The 19,684-nt window shown below is 45.6% G+C and carries 11 protein-coding genes; all 11 read left to right on the plus strand.

Features of this window, described 5'->3' with window-relative positions:
• The first annotated feature begins 152 nt into the window (after nucleotides 1–152).
• Nucleotides 153–4,664 (plus strand): translocation/assembly module TamB domain-containing protein, encoded by a 4,512-nt coding sequence (locus BLW31_RS18640; RefSeq protein ID WP_029425262.1) that lies wholly within the window; start codon nucleotides 153–155, stop codon nucleotides 4,662–4,664.
• 2 nt (nucleotides 4,665–4,666) lie between these two features.
• A complete protein-coding gene (tamL, locus tag BLW31_RS18645; protein WP_010536448.1) occupies nucleotides 4,667–7,033 on the plus strand; it encodes a translocation and assembly module lipoprotein TamL in 2,367 nt (788 codons plus the stop codon).
• Nucleotides 7,034–7,161: 128 nt separating this feature from the next.
• On the plus strand, nucleotides 7,162–8,073 hold the full coding sequence (locus tag BLW31_RS18650) for a nucleotidyltransferase family protein (RefSeq protein ID WP_010536449.1): 912 nt from the start codon (nucleotides 7,162–7,164) through the stop codon (nucleotides 8,071–8,073).
• A gap of 142 nt (nucleotides 8,074–8,215) precedes the next feature.
• Nucleotides 8,216–10,171 (plus strand): ABC-F family ATP-binding cassette domain-containing protein, encoded by a 1,956-nt coding sequence (locus tag BLW31_RS18655; protein WP_010536450.1) that lies wholly within the window; start codon nucleotides 8,216–8,218, stop codon nucleotides 10,169–10,171.
• Between the two features lie 13 nt (nucleotides 10,172–10,184).
• On the plus strand, nucleotides 10,185–12,221 hold the full coding sequence (locus BLW31_RS18660; RefSeq protein ID WP_010536451.1) for a M13 family metallopeptidase: 2,037 nt from the start codon (nucleotides 10,185–10,187) through the stop codon (nucleotides 12,219–12,221).
• Nucleotides 12,222–12,372: 151 nt separating this feature from the next.
• Nucleotides 12,373–13,896: a bifunctional phosphoribosylaminoimidazolecarboxamide formyltransferase/IMP cyclohydrolase gene (gene purH, locus BLW31_RS18665; RefSeq protein ID WP_010536452.1), complete on the plus strand. Its 1,524-nt coding sequence runs from the start codon at nucleotides 12,373–12,375 to the stop codon at nucleotides 13,894–13,896.
• A 96-nt stretch (nucleotides 13,897–13,992) separates the two neighbouring features.
• On the plus strand, nucleotides 13,993–15,015 hold the full coding sequence (locus BLW31_RS18670) for a rod shape-determining protein (protein WP_008762747.1): 1,023 nt from the start codon (nucleotides 13,993–13,995) through the stop codon (nucleotides 15,013–15,015).
• Between the two features lie 20 nt (nucleotides 15,016–15,035).
• Nucleotides 15,036–15,878, plus strand: coding sequence for a rod shape-determining protein MreC (gene mreC / locus BLW31_RS18675; RefSeq protein ID WP_010536453.1), 843 nt, complete (start codon nucleotides 15,036–15,038; stop codon nucleotides 15,876–15,878).
• Nucleotides 15,878–16,375, plus strand: a complete 498-nt coding sequence (gene mreD, locus BLW31_RS18680) for a rod shape-determining protein MreD (protein WP_010536454.1) — start codon at nucleotides 15,878–15,880, stop codon at nucleotides 16,373–16,375. Before mreC ends, mreD begins: the two co-directional genes overlap by 1 nt.
• A 2-nt stretch (nucleotides 16,376–16,377) precedes the next feature.
• Nucleotides 16,378–18,240 (plus strand): penicillin-binding protein 2, encoded by a 1,863-nt coding sequence (mrdA, locus tag BLW31_RS18685; RefSeq protein ID WP_010536455.1) that lies wholly within the window; start codon nucleotides 16,378–16,380, stop codon nucleotides 18,238–18,240.
• Nucleotides 18,221–19,678 carry a rod shape-determining protein RodA gene (gene rodA, locus BLW31_RS18690; RefSeq protein ID WP_010536456.1) on the plus strand — a complete coding sequence of 486 codons (1,458 nt, stop codon included), beginning with the start codon at nucleotides 18,221–18,223 and terminating at the stop codon, nucleotides 19,676–19,678. Before mrdA ends, rodA begins: the two co-directional genes overlap by 20 nt.
• Nucleotides 19,679–19,684 lie beyond the last annotated feature (6 nt).

The raw sequence follows: 19,684 nt of genomic DNA on the forward strand, positions 1-19,684 counted from the left end.
CGTGGCACAGTTGTGCCAAAGGCGCGGCACAGACATAGGCTAGTAGTAAAAAGAGAAGATGTCGCTGGTTTTCTCACATTTTAGCTCTTCGACAAACCTTTTTTCAAAGTAATTTGTTTACTTTGTATCACTTTTACACTGACACATCCTGCATGAAACGAAAATGGATAAGACGGGTGAGCTGGATATTGCTTACTCCTATAATACTTTTTGTAATACTAATGGTATTACTTTATATACCGCCTGTTCAGAATCTTTTGCGACGGGAGGTTACTGCGTATGCTTCTAAGGCAACCGGAATGCAGATTCAGGTAGAACGGATAGACCTTCGTTTCCCGTTAAATCTGTTGGTACGGGGAGTGGAAGTCATACAGCAGCCGGATACTTTATTGTCTTTGGAAAGCCTGAATGTTCGCGTACAGGCATGGCCGTTATTAAAGGGAAAAGTAGAAGTGGACGATGTCACTTTGAGTCAGGTGGCGGTTAATTCTGCCGACCTGATAGAAGGAATGCAGATAAAAGGCGTTCTGGGACGTTTCTTCCTGCAAAGTCATGGAGTCGATTTATCTAATGAAACAGCAGTTGTCAACCGGGCGGAGTTATCCGATACCCATATACAACTCTTGATGAATGATACCACGACTACTCCCAAAGATACGACGGCGTCCGCGCCTGTGAATTGGAAGGTGGACCTTCATCAGCTGAAGTTGAAGAATATATCATTCGATATGCAACTGCCTGCCGATTCCCTGAAGATGGCAGCCTATATAGGTGAAGCGACTGTTGACGATGCCAAAGCGGATTTAAAGAACCAGTTCTATGGGTTGAGGCAGTTTCTTTTGTCGGGTGCCTCTGCCAGTTATGATACCGGAGAAGCCGGTCCGGCAGAAGGTTTTGACGCTTCCCATATGGCAGTCCGGAACATCCGTATCGGTCTGGACTCGTTGCTCTACGAAGGCAGAAACATGAATGCCGTCATTCGCGAAATAACCATGGAAGAACGTTCGGGACTGAGCATTACGTCGCTGACAGGACGACTCTTTTCTAATGATTCTATTATCCGTATTCCTGATTTGAAGCTGCAAACTCCTCATTCAGAGATCAATTTATCCGCCCAGACTTATTGGGAACTTGTGAACATTCCGACGACAGGCCGTTTATCCGCCAATTTTAGTGCCTATATAGGCAAGGAAGACGTCATGCTTTTTGCCGGCGGATTGCCTCAGACGTTCAAAGAAGCATATCCGTTCCGTCCGTTAGTGGTGCGTGCCGGTACGGATGGAAATCTGAAAGAAATGCAGATTTCACGTTTCACTGTAGATCTGCCGGGTGCTTTCTCGCTGAAAGGAGGAGGTATTTTGGAGAACCTGACAGACAGTTTGAGGCGTTCGGGTACTATTGGTCTGGATATGGTCACTCAAAATCTGAACTTTCTGACGGGACTGACCGGAGTGACACCCGATGGCTCTCTGGTGGTTCCAGATAGTATGAGCCTTAAAATGAAGATGGAGATGAACGGGCCTCAGTATAAGGCAAAGCTTGACCTTAAAGAAGGTAAAGGCAGCATGAATGTAAATGCTGCATTAAATAGCTTGACAGAGGTCTATACAGCTGACTTAAAAATAAATGACCTGCAGCTTCATAATTTCCTTCCGAAAGACTCAATCTATGAACTGTCTCTTTCGGCAGATGCCGCTGGTAGAGGATTGGATGTTATGTCTTTCCATTCTTTTGCCAAGCTGAATCTCTCCTTGGATCAACTTCATTATGCCCGCTACCATCTTTCAAATGTCCATTTGACGGGAAATCTCAAAGGCGCTTTGGCGACGGCTCAGCTTACCAGTGACAATGAGCTTCTGAAAATGACTGCTAATGCAGAATATAATTTAGCTCACAGTTATCCGGATGGAAAAGTAACCGTTGACGTCACCCAGCTTGATTTGCACGAACTGGGGCTTATACCGAAGCCGATGAAGCGTCCGCTGGCATTCAATTTAAGCGGAGAGGCACGGCAGAACCGTGTTTTCACCTATTTCACATCCGGTGATATGAAACTGAATCTGAGTGCCCGTGCCGGTGTATATCCGCTGATTCGTCAGTCTACCCGTTTTGTCGACGTGCTGATGAAACAGATAGATGAAAAGTTATTGGATCATGCTGCTTTGCGTGAGGCATTGCCGTCCGCCATTTTCTCTTTCTCGGCAGGGAAGGAGAATCCGTTGGCATATTATATGGCAATGAAAAATATATCTTTCCATGATGCCTCCATGAAATTTGGCACAGCCCCCGATTGGGGAATCAATGGAAAAGCAGCCATTCACGCCTTGAAAGTGGATACCTTGCAGTTGGATACTGTCTTCTTCACGGTCAAGCAAGATACCACCCGCATGAACCTGCGTGCCGGAGTCATTAACGGACCGAAGAATCCCCAATTCTCTTTCACTACGATTCTGACAGGAGAGATTCGTGACCGTGATGCCGAACTGATAGCAGAATATAAGAATGGAAAAGGAGAAACCGGTGTATTGCTTGGTGTCAATGCCCGTCCGCTGGTTGGAGGACGCGGGAAAGGAGACGGACTGGCTTTTACGCTGATTCCGGCAGAACCGATTATTGCATTCCGTAAATTTCATTTCAATGAGAATCACAACTGGATATATCTGCATAAGAATATGCGTGTCTACGCCAATGTGGATATGTGGGATGATGAAGGCATGGGATTCCGTGTCCATTCGGTAGAGGGGGATACGGTTTCTTTACAGAATATTGATGTTGAAATCCGGAGAATCCGTCTGGATGAAATAACGAGCGTACTGCCTTATTTCCCCGAAATAACCGGATTATTCTCAGCCGAAGCACACTACATACAGACGGAAAAAGACCTTCAGCTTTCTGCGGAAGCATCTATTGATGAACTGACTTATGAACGCCAGCGTATTGGTGATGTCACTCTGGGAGCTACGTGGTTACCGGGTGAGCAGGGAAAGCAGTATCTGAACGCTTATCTGAATCATGATAAAGTAGAAGTACTGGTAGCAGACGGTAAGCTGCTCCCTACTTCGACGGGTAAGGATAGCCTGGAAGTAAATACGACGCTGGAACACTTCCCGCTGCATATAGCCAATGTCTTTATCCCCGACGAACTTGTTACGCTTGCCGGTGATATGGACGGAGAACTGAGCATTACGGGTAGTACCGAACAACCTTTAATCAACGGCGAACTGATACTGGACAGCGTATCTGTCCTGTCACGCCAGTATGGTGCTAACTTCCTGTTTGATAACCGCCCTGTACAATTGAAGAACAATCGTCTGATCTTTGATAAGTTCGCCATTTACACCACAGGAAAGAATCCGTTTACGATTGACGGTTATGTCGATTTCCGGGATATGTCCCGCCCGATGGCAAGTCTGAACCTGTTGGCGGAGAACTATACCTTATTGAATGCAAAGCGCACCCGTGAGAGCCTTGTCTACGGAAAGGTATTCGCTGATTTGCGGGCAACTATAAAAGGACCATTGGACGGATTGAATATGCGTGGCAATCTGAATCTGTTAGGCAACACGGACGTTTCCTATGTGCTGACCGATTCACCGTTGACTGTGCAGGACCGTCTGGGAAGTCTGGTGACATTTACTTCATTCAGCGATACCACCACAGTTGTCCGCCAGGAAGTGCCTACGGTGTCTTTGGGGGGGCTGGATATGGTAATGATGGTTCATATTGACCCTTCTGTCCGCGTGAAAGTGGATTTGGATGCAAGCAATGATAACCGTGTCGAGCTGGAAGGAGGCGGTGATCTTTCGATGAAGTATACTCCGCAGGGCGACCTGACCCTGACCGGACGTTACACCCTGAGCGGTGGATTGATGAAGTATTCCTTGCCTATCATTGCTGTCAAAGAATTTGCCATTGATAACGGCAGTTACGTAGAATGGACCGGAAACCCGATGGACCCCATGCTGAACTTCAAGGCGACCGACCGTATCCGTGCTTCCGTGTCCGAAGGAGAGAATGGAGGAACGCGAATGGTTAACTTTGATGTTTCCATTGTCGTGAAGAACCGGCTGGATAATCTTTCTTTTGCGTTTGATGTAGCAGCTCCGGAAGATGCGACCATACAGAATGAACTGACTGCTATGGGAGCAGAAGAGCGGGGAAAACAGGCGCTTTATATCATGTTGATGAAAACTTATCTCGGCACCGGACCGATTGGCGGCGGAGGGGGCGGCCTCGGCAAGTTGAATATGGGTTCTGCCCTGAATTCCGTGTTGAGCAGTCAGATAAACTCGCTGATGGGTAACCTGAAGAATGCAAGCGTTTCTGTAGGTGTCGAAGATCATGATGCCTCGGATACTGGCGGCAAGCGTACGGACTATAGTTTCCGTTATTCACAACGCCTCTTTAACAACCGTTTCCAGATTGTGATCGGCGGTAAGGTATCTACAGGAGAGAATGCGACGAATGATGCCGAGTCCTTCATTGATAATATCTCTTTGGAATATCGTCTGGATCGTACGGGAACCCGTTATGTCCGTTTATTCTATGATAAAAACTACGAAAGTGTACTCGAAGGGGAGATTACGGAAACCGGAGTCGGTCTGGTACTTCGCAAGAAACTGGACAAACTCAGTGAACTGTTCATCTTTAAGAAAAAGAAGTAAGAATGAAAGATATACGTATTAACATATTAGCAGGCTGGCTGATCAGTGTAGTCTTGTTTTCGGCTTGTTCGGTGACGAAACATCTGCCCGAAGGTGAAATTCTCTATACCGGAGGAAAAACGGTGGTTGTCAATAAATCATCGACACGGGTTGGCGAAACAGCTTTGACGGAAATCAATGCAGCTTTGGCCAAAACTCCCAGTACTACCTTGCTGGGAGGCTTTCTGCCTATTCCTTTTAAAATGTGGATGTATAACGACTTTGTGAAGTATAAGAAAGGATTCGGCAAATGGATGTTTAACCGCTTTGCCGCCAATCCTCCCGTGTTTATTTCTACGGTCAATCCCGAAGTGCGTGTCAAGGTAGCTACCAATCTGCTCCGTGATTATGGATATTTCAATGGAAAGGTGACTTGCGAAACATTGGTTGATAAGAAAGACAGTCTGAAAGCAAGTCTTCTCTATACGGTAGATATGAAGAATCCTTATTTTATTGATACCGTTTATTATCAGCGTTTCACTCCCCAGACTCTGAAGATTATGGAACGTGGGCGTCGTATGTCCTACATTACCCCCGGCGAACAGTTTAATGTGGTCGATTTGGATGAAGAACGTTCCCGCATCAGTGCTCTTTTGCGTAACCGCGGATATTTTTTCTTCCGTCCGGATTATATGACTTATCAGGCGGACACCACTTTAGTGCCCGGCGGTCATATCAGCCTTCGCCTGATTCCTGTTCCGGGTTTGCCTACTGCTGCCCAACGTGCTTATTATGTGGGAGACGCTTCGGTATATCTTTTCGGAAAGAATGGAGAAGCTCCTAACGACAGTATCTTGTATAAGAATCTGAATATTCACTATTATGATAAGTTGCGGGTTCGTCCTAATATGCTTTATCGGTGGATGAATTATCAACAATTTGTGCGGAGCAAACAGATGAGAGCTTCCAACCGTACTCGCCTTTATAGCCAGTACCGTCAGGAACAGGTTCAGGAGAAACTGAGCCAGCTGGGTATATTCAGCTATCTTGATATGCAATATGCTCCCAGAGATACGACAGCCGCTTGTGATACGCTGGATGTCACTATGCAGGCTACGTTTGCCAAACCGCTGGATGCAGAACTGGAACTGAACGTGGTAACGAAGAGTAATGACCAGACTGGCCCCGGTGCTTCTTTTGGTGTCACCCGTAATAATGTATTCGGAGGTGGCGAAAGCTGGAATGTCAAATTGAAAGGATCTTACGAATGGCAAACCGGAGGCGGAGAGAAGAGCTCGCTGATGAACAGTTGGGAAATGGGACTTTCTACCTCTCTGACTTTTCCGAGAGTCGTTTTCCCGCATTTGGGTAAACGGGAATTTGACTTCCCCGCTACGACGACTTTCCGTTTGTATATCAATCAGTTGAACCGGGCTAAATACTATAAACTGCTGTCCTTCGGGGGCAATGCTACATACGATTTCCAGCCTTCCCGTACCAGCAGGCACAGTATTACCCCTTTTAAACTGACATTTAATGTCTTGCAGCATCAGTCTGAGGATTTTAAAGAAATAGCTGAAGCTAATCCTGCACTGTATGTCAGTCTTAGGAACCAGTTTATTCCGGCGATGGAATATACGTATACGTATGACAATGCTTCGGTCCGCCGGATAAAGAACCCTATCTGGTGGCAGTCTACCGTCACTTCGGCGGGTAATATCACTTCCCTTATTTACCGTGCTTTTGGCAAGCCGTTCAATGAAGAGGATAAGAGTTTGCTGGGGGCTCCGTTTGCACAGTTTGTGAAGTTGAATACGGAGTTGCGTCATTTGTGGAACATAGATAAGAATAATGCGATAGCCAGCCGCATGGCAGTAGGTGCACTGTTTACTTATGGCAATGCCACGATAGCTCCCTATAGTGAACAATTTTATGTAGGTGGTGCCAATAGTATCCGTGCTTTTACAGTGCGCAGCGTCGGTCCGGGCGGTTATCATCCGGAAGAGGGAAAATATTCCTATCTCGATCAGACAGGAACCTTCCGTTTTGAGGCGAACGTGGAATATCGTTTCCGCATTTTCAAGAGTTTTTGGGGAGCCACTTTTCTGGATGCCGGAAACGTGTGGTTATTGCGTAAGGACAGGAAACTTTTAGCTGATGGAACAGAAGCACGCCCCAATTCACAACTTCGTCTGAAAACTTTTCCTAAACAAATCGCTTTGGGAACCGGTGTCGGTATCCGTTATGACATGGATATTCTTGTATTCCGTCTCGACTTTGGTATTCCTCTGCATCTGCCTTATGATACGGACCGTAGCGGTTATTATAATGTAACCGGAGCTTTCTTAAAGAATTTGGGAATACATTTTGCTATCGGTTACCCGTTCTAATGAATGATTTTTGTACGATATTAGTGAAGAATGATTGATATTTGTCCTGTTGGATTCAACTATTTTCGTAAATTTGCAACGAAATCTGATGCCGTTGACATCACTAACCTTTTAATATTACACAATTTATGAAACCAACTTTATTCTTATTGGCTGCTGGTATGGGTAGCCGTTATGGAGGCTTGAAACAATTGGACGGACTGGGTCCGAATGGCGAAACTATTATGGATTACTCTATCTATGATGCTATCAATGCCGGTTTTGGTAAGCTTGTATTTGTAATCCGCAAAGATTTTGAACAGGATTTCCGCGAAAAGATTATTTCTAAATACGAAGGCCATATTCCTTGCGAATTGGTATTCCAGTCTATCAATGATCTTCCGGAAGGCTTCACATGTCCGGCAGACCGTACAAAACCATGGGGTACAAACCATGCGGTAATGATGGGAGCTGATGTGATTAGTGAACCGTTTGCGGTAATCAACTGTGATGACTTCTATGGTCGTGACTCATTTCAGGTAATGGGCAAATTCCTGTCTGCTCTTCCCGAAAACTCCAAGAACGTTTATTCAATGGTAGGCTTCCGTGTAGGAAATACCTTGAGCGAAAGCGGTACGGTATCTCGCGGTATCTGCGGTACAGATGCCAACAACTTGCTGACTTCAGTTGTTGAGCGTACGAAGATTCAACGTATGGACGGAGAAGTAAAATATATCGATGATAACGGTGAATGGACCGCTACTCCTGATACAACTCCGGTAAGTATGAATTTCTGGGGCTTTACTCCCGACTACTTTGCCTATAGCCAAGAGTTCTTCAAAACATTCCTGAGCGATCCGAAGAACATGGAGAACCTGAAGAGCGAATTCTTTATCCCATTGATGGTGGATAAATTGATCAATGACGGAACTGCAACTGTGGAAGTTCTGGATACTACCAGCAAATGGTTTGGTGTGACTTATCCGGAAGACCGTCAGAGCGTAGTAGATAAGATTCAGGCATTGGTAGATGCCGGTGAATATCCTGCTAAATTGTTCTAAAGAAAAGCTTTTGATAAAGATAGGAAGCAGTCATTCATAGGAATGACTGCTTTTTTTGTCTGTCATAACGGATAATACTACCCTTTTTCCAATAATTATTCATTATCTTTGCAATCCAAAATCTTATAAATCAGAGACAGAAGTGATTTCAGTAGAAGGACTATCAGTAGAATTTAATGCGACACCGCTCTTTGCGGACGTCAGCTATGTTATCAATAAAAAAGACCGTATCGCGTTGGTCGGTAAAAACGGTGCGGGCAAATCGACTATGCTGAAAATATTGGCAGGTCTGCAAAACCCGACTCATGGCGTAGTAGCCGTTCCCAAAGATGTAACGATTGGTTATCTGCCACAGGTGATGATCCTTTCGGATGTCCGTACGGTGATGGAGGAAGCAGAGCTAGCCTTCGAGCACATTTTCGAACTTCAGGCAAATCTAGAACGGATGAACCAGCAGCTTGCCGACCGAACCGACTATGAATCCGAAGAATACCATCAGTTAATAGACCGCTTCACACATGAAAACGACCGCTTCCTGATGATGGGCGGAACCAACTTTCAGGCGGAAATAGAACGTACCCTGTTGGGATTGGGGTTCAGTAGAGAAGACTTTACTCGTCCGACTTCCGAGTTTTCCGGTGGATGGCGTATGCGTATCGAGCTTGCAAAGCTTTTACTTCGCCGTCCGGATGTACTTCTGCTCGACGAGCCGACCAACCACTTGGATATCGAAAGTATACAATGGCTGGAAAATTTCCTGTCTACCCGTGCCAATGCCGTAGTACTGGTCAGCCATGACCGTGCATTTCTCAATAATGTAACTACTCGTACCATTGAGATTACTTGCGGTCAGATTTACGACTATAAAGTGAAGTATGATGAGTTCGTCGTATTACGCAAAGAACGTCGTGAACAGCAACTCCGTGCTTACGAGAATCAACAGAAACAGATACAGGATACGGAAGACTTTATCGAACGTTTCCGTTATAAGGCAACCAAAGCCGTACAGGTACAAAGCCGTATCAAACAACTGGAAAAAATAGACCGCATTGAAGTGGACGAGGAAGACAACTCTTCCCTCCGTTTGAAATTCCCCCCTGCCAGCCGTAGCGGAAATTATCCGGTTATTTGCGAAGATGTACGTAAGGCATACGGACATCATGTTGTTTTCCACGATGTGAATCTGACGATTAACAGAGGAGAAAAAGTAGCATTTGTCGGAAAGAACGGAGAAGGTAAGTCCACACTGGTAAAATGTATTATGGGCGAGATTGATTTTGATGGCAAACTGACGATTGGGCATAACGTACAGATCGGCTACTTTGCACAGAATCAAGCGCAGATGCTGGATGAGAACGTGACGGTATTTGATACGATCGACCGGGTGGCGACGGGGGATATCCGGTTGAAGATACGTGATATTCTGGGTGCTTTCATGTTTGGCGGTGAAGCTTCGGATAAGAAAGTAAAAGTGCTTTCCGGCGGAGAACGTACCCGTCTGGCTATGATTAAGCTGTTGCTGGAGCCGGTGAACTTCCTGATTCTGGACGAACCTACCAACCATCTGGATATGCGTTCCAAAGATGTATTGAAGGAAGCTATCCGAGAATTTGACGGAACAGTGATACTTGTCAGCCATGACCGTGATTTTCTGGACGGACTTGCGACTAAAGTATATGAGTTCGGAGGTGGAACAGTGAAAGAACATTTGGGTGGCATCTACGATTTTCTGCAAAAGAAGAAGATCGATAGCCTGAATGAACTTCAGAAAAGTGCTTCTCTTTCAGCTTCTCCTACCGCGTCTGCCAAAGGTAACGAAGCGGATTCGGAGCAGCCTTCAGAGAACAAACTTTCGTATGAGGCGCAGAAGGAACTTAACAAAAAGATAAAAAAACTCGAACGGCAGGTAGCCGATTGTGAAGCTTCGATAGAAGAAACAGAATCTGCCATCGCTATTTTGGAAGCAAAGATGGCAACTCCCGAAGGAGCATCAGATATGCAACTGTACGAACGGCATCAGAAGTTGAAGCAGCAATTGGATACCACTGTTGAAGAATGGGAACGTGTTTCGATGGAGTTGGAAGAAGTGAAAAACTAATTTATTATACAATATGAAAGTAACCAAGTATTTACCAATTCTTGCCGTATGCCTTATGACAACAGGATGTAATAGCAAGAAAGAGGCCGTACTAACGTCCGGTATCGACCTTGCTAATCTGGATACCACGGCAATGCCGGGTACAAGTTTTTATCAGTATGCCTGTGGTGGATGGATTGAAAGTCATCCGCTGACAGACGAGTATTCACGTTTCGGCTCTTTCGATATGCTTCACGAGAAAAGCCGTGAACAGTTGAAGGAACTGATTGCCGAACTGGCTGCAAAGACGGATAACGCTCCGGGCAGCGCTGCTCAGAAAGTGGGTGATCTTTATAATATCGCTATGGACAGCGTGAAACTGAACAAAGAAGGAGCGGCTCCGATCAAAGAAGAAATGGAGGCCATCAATGCACTCAAAGATAAGGAAGAGATTTATACCTACATCGCCGAAAGTCAGAAGAAAGGAATACGTCCTTACTTTACCATGTTTGTAAGTGCGGATGATATGAACAGTTCCATGAATATGGTTCAGACCTATCAGGGCGGTCTCGGAATGGGACAGCGCGATTATTATCTGGAAGATGACGAACAGACTAAAAACATCCGCGACAAATATAAGGAACATCTCGTTAAAATGTTCCAGTTGGCTGGCTATGACGAAGCTACCGCACAGAAAGCAATGACTGCCGTAATGAATATCGAAACACGTCTTGCCAAAGCTGCCCGCTCACAGGTAGAGTTGCGTGACCCGCATGCCAACTATAATAAGATGGATATGGAAACGCTGAAAAAGAACTTCCCTACTTTCAACTGGGATGTTTACTTCACTACTTCCGGGCTGAAAGACCTGAAAGAAGTGAATATCGGTCAGCCTGCAGCCATGAAGGAAGTGGCCGATATCATAAACACAGTACCTCTTGAAGATCAGAAGTTCTATCTTCAATGGAATCTGATCGATGCAGCAGCCTCTTTCCTGAGCGATGATTTTGTAGCACAGAACTTTGACTTCTATAGCAGAACCATGTCCGGCAAGAAAGAAATGCAGCCTCGTTGGAAACGCGCGGTAAGTACCGTAGACGGCTCTTTGGGCGAAGTCGTAGGACAGATGTATGTAGAGAAATATTTCCCTGCCGCTGCCAAAGAACGTATGGTTGCACTGGTGAAGAACCTGCAGAGCTCTTTGGGTGAGCGTATTAAAGCATTGGAATGGATGAGCGAACCGACAAAGGTGAAAGCGCTGGAGAAACTGGCTACCTTCCATGTAAAGATCGGTTATCCGGATAAATGGAAAGATTACTCTGCTCTGGAAATCAAAGATGATTCTTATTGGGCCAATATCGAACGTGCCAGCCAATGGGATTTCAATGATATGATTGCTAAAGCAGGCAAGCCGGTTGACAAGGACGAATGGTTGATGACACCTCAGACGGTGAATGCTTATTATAACCCGACAACCAACGAAATCTGTTTCCCTGCCGCTATTCTGCAGGCTCCGTTCTTCGATATGAACGCTGATGATGCGATGAACTACGGTGCTATCGGTGTGGTAATCGGTCATGAAATGACTCACGGATTCGACGATCAGGGTCGCCAATACGACAAAGACGGTAACTTGAAAGACTGGTGGACGGAAGAAGATGCCAAAAAGTTCGAAGAACGTGCTCAGGTAATGGTGAACTTCTTTGACAGTATCGAAGTGGCTCCCGGTGTGCATGGTAACGGTGAACTGACTTTGGGAGAGAACATAGCCGACCATGGTGGCTTGCAGGTTTCTTTCCAGGCTTTCAAGAAAGCTATGGAAGCAGCACCGCTGGAAGTTGTTGACGGATTTACTCCCGAACAGCGTTTCTTCCTCGCTTATGCTAACGTATGGGCAGGACATATCCGTCCGGAAGAGATTCTCCGACTGACCAAACTCGATCCTCACTCTTTAGGAAAATGGCGTGTGGACGGTGCGCTGCCTCATATCCAGAATTGGTACGAAGCATTCAATATCACCGAACATGATCCTATGTTCGTAGCTAAAGACAAACGTGTGTCTATCTGGTAATATTTATTGATTATAACTAATATGCGCAAAGAGGCGTTGACTTTCCACTTGGAATAGTCAACGCTTTTTTTTATTAATTCACACCTTATTTATTACGTACGATAAACAATATTTCGTAACTTTGCACACCAAATACTTAATAAGCAATTCAATGTCAGAGTCTAAAAGAATAAAAACTGCATTGGTATCTGTATACCATAAGGAAGGTTTGGATGAAATTATTACCAAACTTTACGAAGAAGGAGTAGAGTTTCTGTCAACAGGCGGAACTCGTCAGTTTATTGAATCACTAGGATATCCTTGTAAGGCAGTGGAAGATTTGACCACTTATCCTTCAATTCTGGGTGGCAGAGTGAAGACATTACATCCGAAAATCTTCGGAGGTATCCTTTGCCGTCGTGATCTGGAACAGGATATTCAACAGATTGAAAAGTATGAAATCCCCGAAATAGATTTGGTTATTGTCGACTTGTATCCGTTTGAAGCTACCGTAGCTTCCGGCGCATCCGAAGCAGACATCATTGAAAAAATCGATATAGGTGGAATCTCTTTGATTCGTGCTGCCGCCAAGAACTACAACGATGTGATCATCGTAGCTTCTCAGGCTCAATATAAACCATTGCTGGATATGTTGATGGAACACGGTGCTACTTCTTCGCTCGAAGAACGCCGCTGGATGGCAAAAGAAGCATTTGCCGTTTCTTCTCACTACGATTCAGCTATCTTCAATTATTTCGATGCCGGCGAAGGTTCTGCTTTCCGCTGTTCGGTAAACAGCCAGAAGCAACTCCGTTACGGTGAAAATCCTCATCAGAAAGGTTACTTCTACGGAAATCTGGATGCTATGTTCGACCAGATTCACGGTAAGGAAATCTCATATAACAACCTCTTGGATATCAATGCTGCCGTTGATTTGATCGACGAGTACGAAGATCTGACTTTCGCTATCCTGAAACATAACAATGCTTGTGGTCTGGCTTCCCGTTCTACCGTACTGGATGCATGGACAGATGCGTTGGCGGGAGACCCGGTTTCTGCTTTCGGAGGTGTATTGATAACCAACGGAGTGATTGACAAAGCAGCTGCTGAGGAGATCAACAAGATTTTCTTCGAAGTAATTATCGCGCCGGACTATGACGTAGACGCACTCGAGATTCTGGGACAGAAAAAGAACCGCATCATTCTGGTTCGCAAAGAAGCCAAATTGCCGAAGAAGCAATTCCGTGCTTTGCTGAACGGTGTATTGGTGCAGGATAAAGATACGAATATAGAAACGGTGGCTGATCTGAGAACGGTGACAGACAAAGCTCCTACTCCGGAAGAAGTAGAAGATATGTTGTTTGCCAACAAGATCGTAAAGAACAGCAAGTCAAACGCTATTGTGCTGGCCAAAGGTAAACAGCTTCTCGCAAGCGGTGTGGGACAGACTTCACGTGTAGACGCCCTGAAACAAGCAATTGAAAAAGCCAAGTCATTCGGATTCGATCTGCATGGTGCGGTAATGGCGTCAGATGCCTTCTTCCCTTTCCCGGATTGCGTGGAAATTGCGGATAAAGAAGGTATTACAGCAGTCATCCAACCGGGTGGATCAGTGAAAGACGATCTTACTTTTGCATACTGCAACGAGCACGGTATGGCAATGGTGACTACTGGTATCCGTCATTTTAAACACTAATATTAATGAAGAGTGAAGAACTAATAATGAAAAATGCCTGTCCATAACAGCATTCCCCATTCTTAATTCTTCATTCTTAATTCTTCATTTAAAAATATGGGATTATTCTCTTTTACACAAGAAATAGCGATGGACTTGGGAACAGCCAATACCATCATCATCACAAATGGGAAAATTGTGGTGGATGAGCCTTCGGTTGTGGCCTTGGATCGCCGTACAGATAAGATGATCGCCGTTGGGGAAAAGGCGAAGTTGATGCACGAAAAGACCCACGAAAATATACGTACTATTCGTCCGTTGAGGGATGGAGTGATCGCCGACTTCTATGCTTGCGAGCAAATGATGCGCGGTTTGATTAAACAAGTAAATACTCGTAATCACTTGTTCTCACCGTCTCTCCGTATGGTGATCGGTGTACCGTCGGGAAGTACGGAAGTAGAACTCCGTGCCGTTCGTGACTCAGCAGAGCATGCCGGCGGACGTGACGTCTATCTGATATTCGAACCGATGGCTGCGGCGATCGGTATCGGTATTGATGTAGAAGCGCCCGAAGGAAACATGATCGTGGATATAGGTGGTGGATCTACTGAAATTGCCGTTATCTCTTTGGGAGGTATCGTTTCCAACAACTCTATCCGTATCGCCGGAGATGATCTGACCGCAGATATCCAGGAATATATGAGCCGTCAGCACAATGTGAAAGTCAGCGAACGTATGGCAGAACGTATTAAGATCAATGTAGGTGCTGCCCTGACCGAGCTTGGCGATGACGCTCCGGAAGATTATATCGTTCATGGTCCGAATCGTATTACAGCTCTTCCGATGGAAGTGCCCGTATGTTATCAGGAAGTGGCACACTGTCTGGAGAAATCCATTTCCAAGGTAGAGACAGCCATCCTGAGCGCATTGGAAAATACGCCGCCCGAACTATATGCGGATATCGTACACAATGGTATCTATCTTGCCGGTGGTGGTGCATTGCTTCGCGGACTGGACAAGCGTTTGACGGATAAGATTAACATACCTTTCCACATTGCTGAAGATCCTTTGCACGCGGTAGCCAAAGGTACAGGTGTGGCATTAAAGAATGTAGACCGTTTCTCTTTCTTGATGAGATAAAATAATACGGATCATTATTCATGCGGAATTTAATAAACTTCCTTTTGAAATACAATTACTGGTTCCTCTTCATCGTATTAGAGGTAGCCAGTTTTGTTTTGTTATTTCGGTTCAACAGCTACCAGCAGAGTACTTTTTTCACTTCTGCCAATGTGGTTGTTGGGGCAGTTTATGAAGTTTCAGGAGGAATAAGCTCTTATTTTCATCTTAAGTCGGTCAACGAAGACTTGCTGGACCGTAACATGGCACTCGAACAACAAATCACTAATCTGGAAAAGGCGTTGCGGGAGCATCAGGTAGATTCTGTCACTGTAAACAGTATCAAGGAGATACCTCAGACAGATTATCAGTTGTTCAAAGCACGTGTCATAAAGAACAGTCTGAATCAGGCGGATAATTACATTACGCTCGATCAAGGCTCTTCTTCCGGCATCCGCCCCGAAATGGGAGTGGTGGATGGAAACGGAATTGTGGGAATTGTTTATGAAACATCCCTTTCCTATTCGGTAGTGATTTCGGTGTTGAACAGTAAGTCGAATGTCAGTTGCAAGATTGTCGGAAGTGATTATTTCGGTTATCTGAAGTGGGAACATGGAGATTCCCGGTATGCTTATCTGAAAGATTTGCCTCGTCATGCAGAGTTCAATCTGGGTGATACGGTAGTGACAAGCGGCTTTTCTACCGTATTCCCCGAGGGAATCATGGTCGGAACAGTTGATGATATGTCCGACTCACATGACGGGTTGTCTTATTTGTTGAAAATCAAGTTGGCTACCGATTTCGGAAAGGTGAGTGATGTGCGGGTGATAGCCCGGAACGGTCAGCAGGAACAGAAAGAACTGGAAAATAAGACTACGAAATAATGATAATTACCTATATACATAGAATTGGATGGTTCGTCGGGCTGGTACTTCTTCAGGTGCTTATCCTGAACAATGTACATATTGCCGGATATGCTACTCCTTTTCTCTACATTTACTTTATACTGAAGTTCGCTTCCGGAACTTCCCGGAATGAATTGATGCTGTGGGCTTTCTTTTTCGGACTAACCATTGATATCTTTGCCGATACTCCGGGGATGAATGCTGCGGCAACCGTGTTGCTGGCCTTTCTGCGTCCGTCATTGCTGCGTCTGTTTACTCCGCGTGACAATCTGGACAGTATCATCCCGTCTTTCAAGAGCATGGGTATCACTCCTTTTCTGAAATATACCACGGCAAGTGTTTTCGTGCATAGTCTGGCATTACTCAGCATTGAGTTCTTCTCATTTACCAGCATCTGGCTGTTGTTATTGCGGGTGATCTCATGCACCCTTCTGACTTTAACCTGCATTCTTGCTGTAGAAGGAATAAGGAGATAGGAATGGCAAAAGATTATAGATTAGAGAAGCGGAAATTTGTTATCGGGGGTATTGCTTTAACTATTGTGTTGATCTATCTGATACGCCTCTTTGTCTTGCAGATAACGACAGACGACTACAAGAAAAATGCCGACAGCAATGCTTTCCTGAATAAAATTCAATACCCCTCGCGGGGAGCTATTTACGATCGTAACGGCAAACTGCTGGTGTTCAACCAACCGGCTTATGACATCACCCTCGTTCCGAAAGAGGTGGAAAATCTGGATACACTCGATTTATGTGAGTCGTTGGGTATCACCCGTGCTCAGTTCCTCAAGATTATGAGTGATATGAAAGACCGCCGCCGCAATCCGGGATATTCCCGCTATACCAACCAGCTTTTCATGTCGCAGCTTTCTGCTGAAGAGTGTGGCGTCTTTCAAGAGAAACTGTTTAAGTTTCCCGGTTTTTATATTCAGCGGCGTACGATCCGGCAATATTCTTACAATGCGGCTGCCCATGCTTTGGGAGATATCGGTGAGGTATCTGCCAAGGATATGGAGGCGGATGAAGAAGGATATTACATTCGCGGAGATTATATAGGAAAGTTAGGTGTCGAGAGATCTTACGAGAAATACCTGCGTGGAGAAAAAGGAGTGGAGATTCTGCTGCGTGATGCTCACGGACGTATTCAGGGACGTTACATGGATGGAGAGTATGACCGTCCTTCCATTCCCGGCAAGAACTTGACATTGAGCATGGATATTGATTTGCAGATGTTAGGTGAACGGTTGCTGAAGAATAAAATCGGAAGTATTGTAGCTATCGAGCCGGAAACCGGAGAAATCCTTTGTCTGGTATCATCGCCGAACTACGACCCACACCTGATGATTGGTCGCCAGCGTGGTAAGAATCATCTGATGCTGCAACGTGATAAGCAGAAACCATTGCTCAATCGTGCGTTGATGGGAGTCTATCCTCCGGGATCTACTTTCAAGACGGCGCAGGGATTAACCTTCCTGCAGGAAGGAATCATTACGGAGCAAAGTCCTTCTTTCCCCTGTTCTCGCGGCTTCCATTATGGACGTCTGACAGTGGGCTGCCATACTCATGGTTCGCCTTTGCCTTTGATTCCGGCTATTGCGACCTCTTGTAACTCTTATTTCTGCTGGGGATTATTCCGTATGTTCGGCGATCGTAAGTACGGCTCTCCGCAGAATGCCATAACGGTCTGGAAAGATCACATGGTTTCTCAGGGATTCGGCTATAAATTAGGAGTCGACTTACCCGGAGAAAAACGTGGTCTGATACCTAATGCTCAGTTTTATGACAAGGCTTATCGCGGACACTGGAATGGACTGACGGTGATCAGTATCTCTATCGGACAGGGCGAAATCCTCTCTACCCCTCTTCAGATAGCTAATCTGGGAGCAACAATCGCTAACCGCGGACACTTTACTGCGCCGCATATTGTGAAGGAGATTCAGGATGCGCAGTTAGACAGTATTTATCGTCATCCGCGCAACACTACGATAGAACGCAGACATTATGAATCTGTAGTAGAGGGAATGCGTGCTGCCGCTACCGGAGGTACTTGCCGCATGCTGTCCGTAATGGTTCCGGACCTTGAAGCCTGTGGAAAAACGGGAACGGCACAGAACCGGGGACATGACCATTCTGTGTTTATGGGTTTCGCTCCGATGAGCAAGCCTAAGATCGCTATCGCTGTTTATGTGGAGAATGGCGGATGGGGAGCTACTTATGGAGTACCGATCGGTGCATTGATGATGGAACAATATATGAAAGGGAAGTTGTCACCGGAGAATGAGTTAAGAGCAGAAGAAATCAGTAACAGAATCATCTTATATGGTAACGAGGAACGATAGTTTGTGGAAAACATTGGATTGGGTAACGATTGGTATCTATCTGCTTTTGATTGTCGGCGGATGGTTCAGCGTTTGCGGTGCGAGCTATGACTATGGCGATCGTGACTTCTTTGATTTCTCTACCCGTGCCGGAAAACAGTTCGTATGGATTATCTGCTCCTTCGGGCTGGGGTTTGTTCTGCTGATGCTGGAAGACCGGATGTACGATATGTTCGCGTACATTATATATACGGGGATGATTGTGCTGCTTATTGTCACCATCTTTATAGCGCCGGATACGAAAGGATCGCGTTCGTGGCTGGTGATGGGGCCGGTCAGTCTGCAACCCGCCGAATTTGCCAAGTTTGCTACGGCGCTGGCACTCGCGAAATATATGAACTCATACTCATTCAGCATAAAGAAAGAGAAGTGTGCTTTCGTTTTAGGCTTCATCATTCTGCTTCCGATGCTTTTGATTATCGGACAACGGGAGACAGGCTCGGCACTGGTCTATCTTGCATTCTTTTTGGTGCTTTATCGCGAGGGTATGCCCGGAGTAGTGCTTTTTGCCGGTCTGTGTGCGGTGATTTACTTTGTTGTCGGCATTCGTTTCGACGAAGTTTTTATAGCTGATACTCCCACACCTTTAGGAGAATTTATCGTGTTGTTATTGATCCTGTTGTTTGCCGGAGGAATGGTCTGGGTGTACCGTAAAAAGTGGGAACCTACACGGAATATCATCGGGGGAAGTCTGATCATTCTGCTTGTTGCCTATTTGATATCTGAATATGGGATACATTTTAGCCTGGTATGGGTGCAATGGGGGCTTTGTGTCATTGTGGTAGGCTATTTGCTCTATCTGGCATTGAGGGAGCGTCAGCGTTCCTATTTCCTGATTGCTCTGTTTGCTATCGGCTCTATCGGCTTCCTGTATTCCAGTAACTACGTATTTGATAACATCTTGGAATCCCATCAGCAAATCCGTATCAAGGTTGTACTTGGTCTGGAAGAAGATCTGACAGGAGCGGGATACAATGTCAATCAGTCAAAGATAGCCATTGGCTCCGGAGGCTTGACCGGGAAAGGATTTCTGAATGGAACACAGACCAAGCTGAAATATGTACCCGAACAAGATACTGACTTCATATTCTGCACAGTAGGAGAGGAGCAGGGATTTGTCGGTTCGGCTGCCGTCCTGTTGGCTTTCCTTATATTGATTCTGAGGCTGATTGCTTTATCCGAGCGGCAGACTTCCACCTTCGGACGTGTCTATGGATATTCGGTGGTCAGTATTTTCCTTTTCCACCTTTTCATTAATGTGGGTATGGTACTGGGACTGACTCCGGTAATTGGCATTCCTCTGCCGTTCTTTAGCTATGGAGGCTCTTCGTTGTGGGGATTCACCATCTTGCTGTTTATCTTCCTGCGACTGGATGCCGGAAGAGGCAGAAGGCTTTAAGACGGA

This window comes from Bacteroides faecis MAJ27, assembly GCF_900106755.1.
Classification (GTDB): Bacteria; Bacteroidota; Bacteroidia; order Bacteroidales; family Bacteroidaceae; genus Bacteroides; species Bacteroides faecis.